Origin of the sequence: Streptomyces sp. NPDC051243 (assembly GCF_044455405.1) — a bacterium.
Lineage (GTDB): Bacteria > Actinomycetota > Actinomycetes > Streptomycetales > Streptomycetaceae > Streptomyces.
The window spans coordinates 1-12,155 of the sequence record NZ_JBITES010000020.1 but is presented as its reverse complement, the minus strand read 5'-3'; the positions used below and the strand labels follow the sequence as shown (position 1 = coordinate 12,155).

The 12,155-nt window shown below is 72.7% G+C and carries 12 protein-coding genes; 4 read left to right on the top strand and 8 right to left on the bottom strand.

Features of this window, described 5'->3' with window-relative positions; translation table 11 throughout:
- Positions 1-74: 74 nt before the first annotated feature.
- Positions 75-761: an esterase/lipase family protein gene (locus ACIBAG_RS38700; RefSeq protein WP_399111950.1), complete on the bottom strand. Its 687-nt coding sequence runs from the start codon at positions 759-761 to the stop codon at positions 75-77.
- Between the two features lie 115 nt (positions 762-876).
- On the opposite strand from ACIBAG_RS38700, the gene ACIBAG_RS38695 reads away from it, so the two are divergent.
- A complete protein-coding gene (locus ACIBAG_RS38695) occupies positions 877-3,075 on the top strand; it encodes a LuxR C-terminal-related transcriptional regulator (protein ID WP_399111948.1) in 2,199 nt (732 codons plus the stop codon).
- Positions 3,076-3,135: 60 nt separating this feature from the next.
- Here ACIBAG_RS38695 and ACIBAG_RS38690 read toward each other — a convergent pair whose 3' ends face one another.
- Genes ACIBAG_RS38690 through bioB form a run of 4 tightly spaced genes read right to left on the bottom strand, consistent with a single transcriptional unit; the run spans position 3,136 to position 6,941 of the window.
- Complete coding sequence (locus ACIBAG_RS38690; protein WP_399111946.1) at positions 3,136-3,645, bottom strand: hypothetical protein; 510 nt, start codon at positions 3,643-3,645, stop codon at positions 3,136-3,138.
- 36 nt (positions 3,646-3,681) lie between these two features.
- Positions 3,682-4,398, bottom strand: coding sequence for a dethiobiotin synthase (bioD, locus tag ACIBAG_RS38685; RefSeq protein ID WP_399111945.1), 717 nt, complete (start codon positions 4,396-4,398; stop codon positions 3,682-3,684).
- A 1-nt stretch (position 4,399) separates the two neighbouring features.
- Entirely contained in the window at positions 4,400-5,725 is a 1,326-nt protein-coding gene (locus tag ACIBAG_RS38680; RefSeq protein WP_399111943.1) for an adenosylmethionine--8-amino-7-oxononanoate transaminase, read from the bottom strand.
- Positions 5,718-6,941, bottom strand: coding sequence for a biotin synthase BioB (bioB, locus tag ACIBAG_RS38675; RefSeq protein ID WP_399111941.1), 1,224 nt, complete (start codon positions 6,939-6,941; stop codon positions 5,718-5,720). The genes ACIBAG_RS38680 and bioB overlap by 8 nt, the downstream gene beginning before the upstream one ends.
- A gap of 146 nt (positions 6,942-7,087) precedes the next feature.
- Between bioB and ACIBAG_RS38670 the strand changes: the two genes are divergently transcribed.
- Positions 7,088-8,215, top strand: coding sequence for an 8-amino-7-oxononanoate synthase (locus tag ACIBAG_RS38670; RefSeq protein ID WP_399111940.1), 1,128 nt, complete (start codon positions 7,088-7,090; stop codon positions 8,213-8,215).
- A 156-nt stretch (positions 8,216-8,371) separates the two neighbouring features.
- Here ACIBAG_RS38670 and ACIBAG_RS38665 read toward each other — a convergent pair whose 3' ends face one another.
- Together ACIBAG_RS38665 and ACIBAG_RS38660 are read right to left on the bottom strand one after the other, a co-directional pair.
- Entirely contained in the window at positions 8,372-8,599 is a 228-nt protein-coding gene (locus ACIBAG_RS38665) for a DUF397 domain-containing protein (protein ID WP_399111938.1), read from the bottom strand.
- Positions 8,600-8,608: 9 nt separating this feature from the next.
- Positions 8,609-9,487: a helix-turn-helix domain-containing protein gene (locus ACIBAG_RS38660; protein ID WP_399111936.1), complete on the bottom strand. Its 879-nt coding sequence runs from the start codon at positions 9,485-9,487 to the stop codon at positions 8,609-8,611.
- Between the two features lie 213 nt (positions 9,488-9,700).
- Here ACIBAG_RS38660 and ACIBAG_RS38655 point away from each other — a divergent pair, with 213 nt between their 5' ends.
- Positions 9,701-10,150, top strand: a complete 450-nt coding sequence (locus tag ACIBAG_RS38655) for an ATP-binding protein (RefSeq protein WP_399111934.1) — start codon at positions 9,701-9,703, stop codon at positions 10,148-10,150.
- Between the two features lie 163 nt (positions 10,151-10,313).
- Here ACIBAG_RS38655 and ACIBAG_RS38650 read toward each other — a convergent pair whose 3' ends face one another.
- Positions 10,314-11,231 carry a LysR family transcriptional regulator gene (locus tag ACIBAG_RS38650; RefSeq protein ID WP_399111932.1) on the bottom strand — a complete coding sequence of 306 codons (918 nt, stop codon included), beginning with the start codon at positions 11,229-11,231 and terminating at the stop codon, positions 10,314-10,316.
- Positions 11,232-11,322: 91 nt separating this feature from the next.
- On the opposite strand from ACIBAG_RS38650, the gene ACIBAG_RS38645 reads away from it, so the two are divergent.
- Positions 11,323-11,940 carry a LysE family translocator gene (locus ACIBAG_RS38645; RefSeq protein WP_399111931.1) on the top strand — a complete coding sequence of 206 codons (618 nt, stop codon included), beginning with the start codon at positions 11,323-11,325 and terminating at the stop codon, positions 11,938-11,940.
- Positions 11,941-12,155: the final 215 nt, after the last annotated feature.

Genomic DNA, 12,155 nt, shown 5'->3' with positions numbered 1-12,155 from the left:
CTCACTCCCGATTGTCCCCCGTAAGGCGCCGACGCACCCCCCCGCTGTCGCGTTGCCTCTCCTGCCGCCCCGACTCAGCCGATGAAGTCCCGGACCTGCTCGTACACGCCGTGGTCGTTGTTCATGTCGGTGTGCGAGACGCAGCCGACCTCGACGTTCGTCGCGCCGCTGAGGATCGCGGTGGTGTCAGGGGTGAGCGCGTCGTCGCAGTTCGACCAGTAACTGGCGTACGACACGCTGCCCGGGGTCTCGTCTCCCGAGTTCAGGGCGGTCAGGAACGAGCTGCCGGTGTTCATCTCCGCGCAGGAGGTGTACAGCCACGCGCACCACGAGGCGGTGGACGTGCCGTGGTTCACGCCGGCCGTCGAGACGAAGTCGTCCACGTACGACGTCCCGCCGAGGTTCTTGAGGTAGTAGCGGGAGCTGAGGGCGCCCATGGAGTGGACGACCACGTCGACCTTCGAGGCGCCGGTCCGGGCGAGGACGTTCCTGATCTCGGTCGAGAGCTGCTGGGCCGTCGTCGCGTTCGACTGGGTCCAGTCGTACGAGAAGGCGTCCAGTTCGGAGGAACTGTAGCCGTCGGCCTGGAAGTAGCCGATCCAGTCGTCCCAGCTGCTCGCCGAACTGCTGAGTCCGTGCACGAAGACGACGGGGTCGTGAGTGGCGGCGTGCGCGGGTGTGGGGGAGAGGGACAGTGACAGAAGGAGCGAGGTGGCCAGGGCCGAGACGGCCGTGGCGATGCGACGCGTGGTGCGCTGCATGATGCCTCCTGAAACGTGTGGGGTTGTCAGGAGTGTCGAGCCGGGTCTACGCGCGCCGCATCGGCGAAATCGCCGGTCTTTACGGTTCAATTAACTCGCCAGTAACGTCATTTGTGTGGTGACTCCGGTGAACCCCCAGCCCCTCGACCGCACTTCGCCACCGCGGCTCACGGGCGACTGGCGACAGCAGGCCGCCGCCCTTCCGGAAGGCGTCCGGGTACGGGTGCTGCGTGCCGTGCACGGCGATCCGCGCGCCGCCGCCGAACTGGCCGCGCGCCTGACCGACCGCCAGGCGACCGGCGTCCAGCCGCTGCCCACCGACCCGGCCGAACTGGCCCCGTCGCTGCTGCGGGAACGCCGGGCGGAGATCAGGGCGTTGCCGGACGACACCCGCCTCCTGCTGCTCCTCGCCGCGGCCGACCAGTACCCCGTCCCCACCGACGCCTTCCCGCGCGCCGTCATGGCCGCCCGCCTCGACACCCGGCTCCTGGACGCCGCCGAGGCGGCCGGGATCGCGCACGCGGGAGCGGGCGGGGTGGTGTTCCGCGACGCGTGGACGCGGATCGCGGCCTACGAGACGGGCTCCCCGGCCGACCGCCGCGATGTGCACCGCCTGCTGGCGCGTGTACTGCGCGGCGAGGACGAGATGCCTGGGCGTTCCTGGCACCGGGGTGCGGGGGCAGTCGGCCCCAGCGCACGGCTGGCGGCGGAACTCGGCGCCGCCGCGGGCAGGGCGGGGGACGCGGGGCGGCTGCCGGTGGCGCGGGCGCTCGCCGAACGGGCCGCGGCGCTGAACCCCGACCCGTCCGGGCGGAGCCGCCTGCTGGCCCGGGCCGCCGGGTACGCGTGGCGGTCGGGCGACGGGGACCGCGCCCGCAGGCTGGCGGCCACCGTCTCCGACGACGCGTTGAGCGGGGTGCTGGCCCTTCGGGCGGGGAACGCGACGGAGGCGTTCGACGCACTGCTGATGGGGGTGGTGCCGGCGGGGGCGAGGGGCGTGGATCCGCCGGGGGCGGCCCACCTCCTCGCCCGGGCCACCGAAGCCGCCATCTACACGGGGGACATACGCCGACTGCGTGAGGCGGCGCGGGTCGCCGATCGGCACGGTGTGGTGGCGCCCGGGACGTTGACCGGGCTCGTGGCGGCTTTCGACGGGCGCTACGAGGACGCGCGGGACCTGCTGAAGGCGGCTGCCGGTCGGTGCGGTCCGGGGGGTGACCCGACCGTCCTGATCCACGCCGGGATCGCCGCGCTGCTCCTCGGCGACCACACCCGCGCGGCCACCGCGACCGTCCGCGCGGCCGCCGCCGCAAGGGCGCAGGGCACACCCGTGACCGTGCCGCAGGCCATGGAGTTCCGCGCGTACGCCGACTTCTGGACCGGGCGCCCCCGGGCCGGCGAGGCCGCCGCGGCCGACGCGCTCTGGCAGGCTCAGGCCACCGGTCAGGACAACGGCGCCTGTCATCTGCAAGCCGCCCTCGCCATGTTCGCGGCGCTCACCGCAGACGCCGAGGTCTGCCGCGAACGCGCCGCGACCGCACGGTCGTACGCCCTCGCCCACGGCCTGGGCCTGCCTGCCGCCCTGGCCCAGTGGGCGCTCGCCTTCCTCGACCTGGGCAGTGGCCGCTTCGCCGCCGCGGCCGCCCGGCTGCGCGCCCTCGCCGGGTTCGGCCCCGGTCACGGCCACCGGGCCATCCGCCATCTGGCCACCCCGCACTACGTGGAGGCCGCCGTCCGGACCGGCGACACCCGCGTCGCCCGTGTCGCGCACGCCGACTACCACCGGTGGGCGAGCACCGTACGCAGCCCCGACGACCTGGCCCTGAGCGCCCGCTGCCGCGCCCTGCTCGCGCCCGGCGCGGAGGCGGTGGACCACTACCGCACGGCCCTCGATCTGCACTCCCACGGCACGCGCGACTTCGAACGAGCCCGCACCGAGCTGCTGTTCGGCAGCGCACTGCGCCGACTGCGCCGCCGTACGGAGGCCCGCGACCGCCTGCACAGCGCCCTGGAGGCCTTCGACTCCTTCGGCGCCCCGCACTGCGCGGCCCAGGCCCGCACCGAACTCCGTGCCCTGGGCACCCCGGCCGCCCCCGCACAGCCCGGCCCCGAGACCCTCACCGCCCGCCTCACGGCCCAGCAACTCCTGGTCGCCCGCATGGCAGCCGAGGGCGCCACCAACCGCGAGATCGCCGCCCGCCTCGCCCTCAGCCCGCGCACGATCGACCACCATCTGCGAGGCGTCTTCACCCGCCTGGGAATCCGCTCCCGCATCGAACTGGTGCGCCTCATCGCCGAGAGCGAGGCCGGCTAGGCCGTGTCCGCAAAGTCCCGCCCGCCCTCCGGGCGGACGACGGGACTTTGCGGACACGACCTAGGAGCCCGACGGTGCCCATTCGTCGAAAAAGACGCGGGCCAGTCCGGCGAGATTCCGCGGACAGGCCCAGATCTCCGCCTCCTGGGGGTCGCCCCGCTCCGGGAAGACCAGCGCCTCCAGCGCGAGTCGAAGGTCGGCCGGCTCGTCATCGAGCGGCAGGTCCTCATACGGATGCTCCTCGTGGGCACAAGGCGTCCGGCCCAGAGCACGCTCGACCGCGCCCAACGCCTGCAGCAGGCGCGCCTCGGCCGCCGCGTCCGGACGCCCGTAGATCACGTGGGGCCCGGTCAGTACAAGACCGAGGGTCCACGCAGCGGTGTCCGGAGCGTCGGCCGCCACACTCGCCTCGACCTTCCTCGCGCATTCCAGTACCGCGCGCGTCGCGTCGCCGAGGTGGTAACCCTCCCGGATCTCGTCCCAATCGGCGATCAGGTCGTCCCACTCGGCGGGGGTGGGAGGCCCCTCGCGATCGTCATGCCGGTCGTCGACCGTGTCAGCGTTGGCCATGATCAGAGGATGGCACGAGGGTCTGACAAGCACCCCTCAGGGCGTCTCCCGCCCCCGGAACGCCTCCGCGTCCCACGTCCCGAAAAGTCGCGGCGCCAGCCAACCCGGCGCCGCCGCACGGAAGTCGGCGGGCGCCAGCGCCCCGGATCCCGCCGGCACCGCCCCCAGCAGCGGTGCCTCCGCCACCTCCGGCAGATCCGCCACATTGCAACGCGACGCCAGATCCGGTGACTCGGGCCAGCTGCCGATCACCACGCCCAGCAGATCCAGCCCCCGGCCGCGCAGTTCACGCGCCGTCAGCTCCGTGGTGTTCAGGGTGCCCAGCCCCGCCGACGCCACCACCAGGACCGGCGCGGCCATCAGCTCGGCCGCGTCCGCGAGTGTGCCGCCGGCCTCGTCGAAGCGGACGAGCAGACCGCCCGCCCCCTCCACCAGCACCAGATCGTGCCCGGTGGCCAGCTTGGCGGCCGTCTCCGCGATCTCGTGCGGCCGGACCGCCTGCCGGCCGGCCCGGCGCGCGGCGGTCGCCGGGGCCAACGGGTCCGGATAGCGGGCCAGTTCGGCCGTCGTCACCGCGCCCGCGAGCCGCGCCACCTCGTCCGCGTCCCCGCGCTCGTCCGGCCGTACGCCCGTCTGCGCGGCCTTCAGCACCGCCACCGAGCGCCCCGCCGCCACCGCCGCCGCGGCGACCGCGGCGGTCGTGACCGTCTTGCCGACCTCCGTGCCCGTGCCCGTGATCACCAGTACCGGCATGTCAGCCCTCCCGCGCCGCCGCGCACACCGCGCGGGCGATCCGTGCGATGTCCGCGGCGCCCGTGACGTACGGCGGCATCGTGTAGACGAGGTCGCGGAACGGCCGCAGCCACACGCCCTCGCGTACGGCGGCCGCCGTCGCCGCCCGCATGTCCACCGGGTGGTCCAACTGCACCACCCCGATGGCCCCGAGGACCCGTACGTCCTTCACACCCGGAATGTCCACCGCGGGCGCCAGCCCCTCCCGCAGCCCGGCCTCGACCCGCTTGACCTCGGCGAGCCAGTCCTGCCCGAGCAGCAGCTCGATCGAGGCGCAGGCGACCGCGGCCGCCAGCGGATTGCCCATGAAGGTCGGGCCGTGAGCGAGCACCGGCACCTCGCCCCGCGAGATGCCGTCGGCCACGCGGGACGTGCACAAGGTCGCGGCCATCGTCATATAGCCGCCGGTCAGCGCCTTGCCCAGGCACATCACATCGGGCGTCACCGCCGCGTGCTCCGCCGCGAACAGCGCGCCCGTGCGCCCGAATCCGGTCGCGATCTCGTCGAACACGAGCAGCACGTCGTGCGCGTCGCACGCTTCCCGCAGCACCCTCAGATACGCGGGGGAGTGGAACCGCATCCCGCCCGCGCCCTGCACGACCGGCTCGACGATCACCGCCGCCAGTTCGTGCGCGTGCCGCCCGATCAGCGACCGCAGACGGTCGGCGTACGACTCCTCGTACTCGGCGGGCGGCGGGTCCGCGAACACCTGGCGCTGGAGGACGCCGGTCCACAGCTCGTGCATCCCGCCCTCGGGATCGCACACCGACATCGGCTGCCAGGTGTCGCCGTGGTAGCCGCCCCGCCAGGTCAGCAGCCGCTGCTTGCCGGGGCGGCCCAGCGAACGCCAGTACTGCAGGCACATCTTGACCGCGACCTCGACCGACACCGACCCGGAGTCGGCGAGGAAGACGTGCTCCAAGCCATCGGGCGACATGTCGACAAGGAGCTTCGCCAGCCGTACGGCGGGCTCGTGCGTGAGCCCGCCGAACATGACGTGGCTCATGCGCGACAGCTGCCCGCGCGCGGCCTCGTTGAGCACCGGGTGGTTGTAGCCGTGGATGGCCGACCACCAGGACGACATGCCGTCGACCAACTCGCCCGAGCCGTCCGCCATCCGCAGCCGCACCCCGCTCGCCGACTCCACGACGAGCGGCTCGACGCGGCCCGGCATGGGGCCGTACGGATGCCAGACGTGCCGCCGGTCGAGCTCCAGCAGCTCGGGCACGCTCAGATCGGACGGGCCGGGCGCGGCAGGCGTAGGGTTCGGGCCGTGCGCGTCAGGCATTGGGCGCGAGGTCCGTTCCGGCGCCCCGGCGGCGTACGGCGACCAGGTCGGTGCGCGGCTCGTTGGCCGGCGTGCCGGCAGCGGCCGTACCGCAGACACCGCCCTCCGTGTGCGACCCGCACCCGGCACTCTCGTGCGATCCGCAGCCCGCGCCCTCGTGGGACCCGCAACCCGCGCTCTCGTGCGAGCCGCACCCGCCCCCAGTCGTCGCCGCCCGGTGCTCCGGGAGCGTCACCTGGTCGGTGCCCTCCACCTCGAACCCGGCGTCCGCGATCATCTCCAGGTCGGCCTTGCCCGCCTGGCCCTCGCTGGTGAGGTAGTCGCCGAGGAAGATCGAGTTGGCCAGGTGCAGGGCGAGCGGCTGCATCGTGCGCAGATGGACCTCGCGGCCGCCCGCGATGCGCACCTCGACATCGGGGCACACGAAGCGGACCATCGCCAGGATGCGCAGACAGCGCTGCGGGGTGAGGTTCCACTCCTTGGCCAGCGGCGTGCCCTCGAACGGGATCAGGAAGTTGACCGGCACCGAGTCCGGGTCCAGCTCGCGCAGCGAGTAGACGACGTCGACCAGGTCCTCGTCGCTCTCGCCCATGCCCGCGATGAGGCCGGAGCAGGCGGACAGACCGGCCGCGTGGGCCTTCTGCACGGTGTCGACGCGGTCGGCGTAGGTGTGCGTGGTCGTGATCTCCGCGTAGGTGCCCTCGGAGGTGTTGAGGTTGTGGTTGTACGCGTCCGCGCCCGCCTCGCGCAGCCGCTCGGCCTGGCCGTCGGAGAGCAGACCGAGGCAGGCGCACACCTCGACGCCCTCGTTCTGGTCCTTGATCGCCTTGATGGTGTCGGAGACACGGTCGACGTCACGGTCGGTCGGGCCGCGCCCGGACGCCACCAGACACACCCGCTTGGCGCCACCCGCCAACCCGGCGGCCGCCGCCTTGGAGGCCTCGTCCGGCTTGAGCCAGGTGTACTTCAGGATGCCGGCCTCGGAACCCAGCCGCTGGGAACAGTAGGAGCAGTCCTCGGGGCACAGGCCCGACTTCAGGTTGACGAGGTAGTTGAGTTTCACCCGTCGGCCGAACCAGTGCCGGCGCACCTTGCCGGCCGCGGCCACCACATCGAGCAGGTCGTCGTCGGAAGTGGCGAGGACGGCCAGTGCTTCCTCGCGGGTCGGCAGCTCGCGCCGAAGCCCCTTGTCCACCAGCGTGTTCAGCAGGTCCATGGGAGCTGATCCTGACGTACGGAGTGGTCCCCAGCCAAGGAGACTTTGCACAACCCTGTCGATTCGATGTGTGGGTATTGCCACACCGTACGCCGTCGATCGTGCGGCTAGTGTCTGTGCACTGCCTACAAAAGCCCGGAGGAGTCATGGCGTTCGGCTGGATCGACGAACAGGCGGAACTGCGCCGCCGCGCCGGACTCGTACGGACCCTGCGCCCCCGCCCCGCCGACTCGCCGCTCCTGGACCTCGCGAGCAACGACTACCTGGGCCTGGCCCGCCACCCCGAGGTCACCGAGGGCGCGGCGCGGGCCGCGCGGACGTGGGGCGGCGGCGCCACCGGTTCCCGGCTCGTCACGGGCACGACCGAACTGCACACCGAGCTGGAACGAGAGCTGGCCGACTTCTGCGGCTTCGAGGCGGCGCTGGTCTTCTCCTCCGGCTACGCGGCCAACCTCGCGGCGGTCACCGCGCTGGCGCCGCACGGTTCGCTGATCGTGTCGGACGCGGGCAACCACGCCTCGCTGATCGACGGCTGCCGGCTGGCCCGGGGCACGACCCAGGTCGTCGCGCACGCCGAGCCGGACGCGGTGCGCAAGGCGCTCCGGACGCACGACGGCTGCGCGGTCGTCGTGTCCGACACCGTCTTCTCGGTCGACGGCGACGCGGCCCCGCTGGCCGGGCTCGCCGAGGCGTGCCGGGAACACGGAGCCGGGCTGGTCGTCGACGACGCGCACGGGCTGGGCGTCCTGGGCGACGGCGGTCGCGGCGCCCCGCACGCGGCGGGGCTCGCGGGCGCGGGCGACGTCGTCGTGACCGTCACGCTGTCGAAGTCGCTGAGCAGTCAGGGCGGCGCCGTCCTGGGGCCCGCCCGGGTGATCGAGCACCTGGTCAACGCGGCCCGGACGTTCATCTTCGACACGGGCCTCGCCCCGGCGTCTGCGGGCGCGGCCCTGGCGGCACTGAGACTGCTGCGGCGGGAGCCGGAGCGGGCGGCGCGGGCGCGCACGGTGGCACGCGAACTCCACGCACGCCTGACCGACGCGGGTCTGGAGGCGGTACGTCCGGACGCCGCGGTCGTCTCCGTGCGCGCGCCGTCCCCGGAGGGGGCCGTGGCCTGGGCGGCCGAGTGCCGGGCGGCGGGCCTCGCCGTGGGCTGCTTCCGTCCTCCTTCCGTCCCCGACGGCATCTCACGGCTGAGGCTGACCGCCCGCGCGGACCTCTCCGAGGGGCAGATCGAACGCGCTGTACGAGTGATCCGCGAGACACGACCATGAGTCGGCGTGACACGGCCGTGCCAACACAACAAACGGAACCGATCGGATCCGATCGATCCTGATCAGAATTCGGATCTGCTGGGACTCTCGGGACCGCCGGGGCAGTCAACCGCCAGGGCAGTCAACCGCCGGAACAGTCCAGGAGTGTCTGGGCTGTCAGGACTGGAACGCGGCAGTGAAACCCGCCCAGCTCTCGGGGGAGAAGAGCAGCGCGGGTCCGGCCGGGTCCTTGGAGTCGCGCACGGCGAGCAGTCCGGTCCAGGGACCGGAGTGCGTCCGTGCCGTCTCGACGCAGTTGTTCGCTCCGGTGCTGTAGCTGCTGCGCAGCCATCGCGCACCGATCAGTTCGGTACTTGGGGTGACGTTCCGAGGCAGTGCGGTCATGGTGCCTCCTTACGCGCCGCCGGCTAGCGCGGCGATGTAATCCAGCGATTCCTCGGGCGAAAGGGCGTGGATCCGAAGGGCGTTGAAGGCCTCCGTGTAGGCCTGGAGGTCTTCTTTCCGTTCGAGGTAGAGGCTACTCGTCAAGTGGTCGAGAACAACCACATCCAGATCAGAAGTGCTCGAAAATGAGAAGATAACGAAAGGCCCGGTGATGCCGATATGCTCCCCGGCCTTGAACGGCAGGATCTGCAACCGGACTTGGGGCAACCGCGCCGCCTCCACCAGCCGCCCCAGCTGCCGTGCCATCACCTCCGGCCCGCCGATCTCCCGGCGCAGCACCGCCTCGTCGAGCACCGCGCTCAGTTTCAGCGGCGGATCGGCGTGCAGCACGTCCTGCCTGGCCAGCCGGACCGCGACCAGCGCGTCGAGCCGTTCGTCGGCGGAGTCGGCCTCGTCGGCGAGTCCGCTCACCGCGGCCCGGGTCACCGCCCGGGCGTACTCCGGCGTCTGCAGCAGCCCGGGCACCACGGAGGTCTCCAGCGTGCGCATCGCGCTCGCCTGGGACTCCAGGCTGATGAAATCCCGGTACGTCGGCGGCAGCACTCCGCGGTAGGCGTGCCACCAGTGATGCCGGCCGCCCCCCTCGTCGGAGCCCGCCAACACCAGCAGCAGCTCCCGTAGTTGGGCGTCCCGTACGCCGTACGCGTCGAGCAGTAACCGCACATCGGCCGGCTTCACCCCGCTGGCGCCGGTTTCGATCCGGCTCACCTTGGACTGGTGCCAGCCCACCAGCCGGGCCGCCTCACCACTGGTGAGCCCCGCTCCGGTGCGCAACGCGCGCAGTTCCGCGCCCAGTTTCCGGCGGCGCACCGCGGGACCGTGCTGCATGGAGAACTCCTTACTCCAACCGAGCCGCCCAAATACGGTCTGCCGTCGCAGAGTTCACCGCTTCGAGCGACAGATATATGCATATCTTGGTGGATCGCCACCCCTGACGGGCGCGGTAATGGCAGTCTGGCGACGAAGCACCAGTCCGGGACCGTACTCGAACCATCCGCTCCGTGTCGGACTGCGGTCCCGTGGGAAAGGGACGACGTCGCCATGGCAGATCACCTGGAAGCATCCGTCACTCTGCCGAGCGATCCCGCCTCGGTCTCCGCGGCCCGGGCCTACGTGGTCTCCACCCTCGCGGAGTGGGGCCTTCCGCCGGACACCGAGGAAGCCGAGACCGTCCGGCTGATCGTGTCCGAACTCACCACCAACGCCGTACAGCACACCCTGGGGCAGTCACCCACCTTCCGGGTGGACATCGAGCTCGACCGTGACGAGACACTGCGCATCGGGGTGACCGACAGTCACCCGCGGCTGCCCCGGCGGCTGCCGGCCGCCGTCCAGCAGGACAACGGGCGCGGCCTGGTGATCATCCGCTGGCTGACCGCGGAGTACGGCGGCAGGCTGAGGGTGCGGCCGACGCGGGACGGCGGCAAGACCGTGTCCATCGAGTTGCCGTGGACCGTTCCGGCGGCGAGCGCTCCGCGGGAAGCGCCGTGATGGGTCGTCTTTCGTCTGCGGCGCCGTCGTGGCTGGTCGCTCCCCCAAGTTTCTCGACTTCGCTCGAACAGGGGGGACCCCCATCGCGGCGGAGCCGCATATCGATACAGCCCCGCGCCTCTTGAGGGCGTTGCCGAACCGGAGTGGACTTGGCCGGCCGCGCTCAGGCCTGCTGCTGGGCCCGGCTGAAAGTGCCCCGTAGCAGCGCTCGGAAGGCGTCCGCCGCGGGGGCCGTCTCGTCGGAGCGGAAGGCGACCGAGATCGTACGGCGCAGCTCTCCACCTTCCAGCGCCCGCACCCCCACCGGCGTCACCGACGTCCGCGCCACCATCTCCGGTACCACCGCGACCCCGAGTCCCGCACTGGCCAGCGCGCACACCAGGAGGTAGCCGGGGGTAGGGACCAGGACCGAGGGTGTGGCCCCTGACCGGGCCAGGGCTGCCTCGACGTCGCGTCGGGCCGGGGCGTCCGGCGCCATGCTGATCAGGGGCTGGCCGGCGAGTTCGGTCAGTGGCAGCCGGGCGGTGCCGCTGGTGAGGGCGTGGCCCGGGGCGGACACCAGGACCAGCTCCTCGACGAGGATCGGCTCGATACCGACGGAGGACGGGAGCGGGGCCGGGGCACCGCGCTGGTACGCGTGGGTCAGCGCCAGATCGACCTCTCCGGCCGCAACGGCGGCGACACCGGCCGACGGTTCGTAGTCGGCGACGGTCAGCTCCACGTCCGGATGCGCCCGGCGGAAAGCGCTGAGGACCGGTGGCAGCAGATGGATGCCGGCGGTCTGGAACGTGCCGAGCCGGAGCGTGCCACCCGAGAGACCGGTCAGCCGGGCCAGTTCGTGCCGGGCCCGCTCCAGTTCGTCGAGCACCCGCCGCGCCCGGGCCACCAGCAGTTCGCCGGCCCCCGTCAGCCGTGCCCCGCGGTGGTGCCGTACCAGAAGGGCGGTGCCCGCCTCGCGCTCCAGCTTGGCCAGTTGCTGGGAGAGCGCCGGAGTGGTGTAGCCGAGCCGCTCGGCCGCCCGGGTGATCGAACCCGCCTCCGCGACCGCCACCAGGGCGGCGAGGCGGGTCGGGTCGTACATGCGATTCTCCAGAGAGCCTTAAGGGATGCTTTAGGGTCTCCCAGAATATTCGACATACCTGCTGAAGGCCTTCGCGCGGCACTCTGGCCGCATGGACGCATCGCTCATCGCCTTCACCGGGGTCTCCGCCGGCCTGGTCGCCATGCCCGGGGCCGACTTCACCGTCGTCGTACGCAACGCCCTCGTCTCCCGCCGGGCGGGCATCGCCTGCGCGCTGGGGATCGGGGCGGGGCTGCTGGTCCATGTGACGCTTGCGGTGGTCGGGGTCGCGGCGGTGCTGGCCGCCGTACCGGCGCTGTTCCGGGCGCTCCAGGTGGTGGGCGGCGCCTATGTGCTGTACCTGGGCGTGCAGACGCTGCGGCAGCGGCACACCGACGTGGCCGACACGCGGGAGGACCCCACCGCGCGACCGCTGCGGCAGGGCTTCGTCACCAACGCCCTCAACCCGAAGGCGTCCCTGACCTTCCTCAGCGTGCTGCCGCAGTTCGTGCCCGCGGGCGCTCCCGTGCTGCCCAGGACGCTGTTGCTCGCCCTGATCGTGCTCGCGATCGCGCTGGTGTGGTTCCAGGTGGTCGCCCTGCTCGTGGACCGCCTCGGCAGGTGGCTGCGCAGGCCGCGGGCCGTTCGGGCGGTCACGCTCGGCACGGGCGCCGCGCTGACGGCCTTCGGCGGGGCGCTCCTGGCCGGGCCGGTGCTGGCCGTCGTCTGAGGGCGTACCAGGCGCCGCCGGGCCGACGGGGGATTGCCTTGCATGCCCTTGAGGGCCCCGGGGGGGGGGGGGGGGGGGGGGGGGGGGGGGGGGGGGGGGGCGCCCCGGGGGGGGGGGGGGGGGGGCCGGGGGGGGGGGGGGGGGGGGGTGGGGGGGGGCGGGGGTCTTGGGAGGGTGCTGCCTGATGTCGGGCTTGAGGGCGACGAACTTGCTGG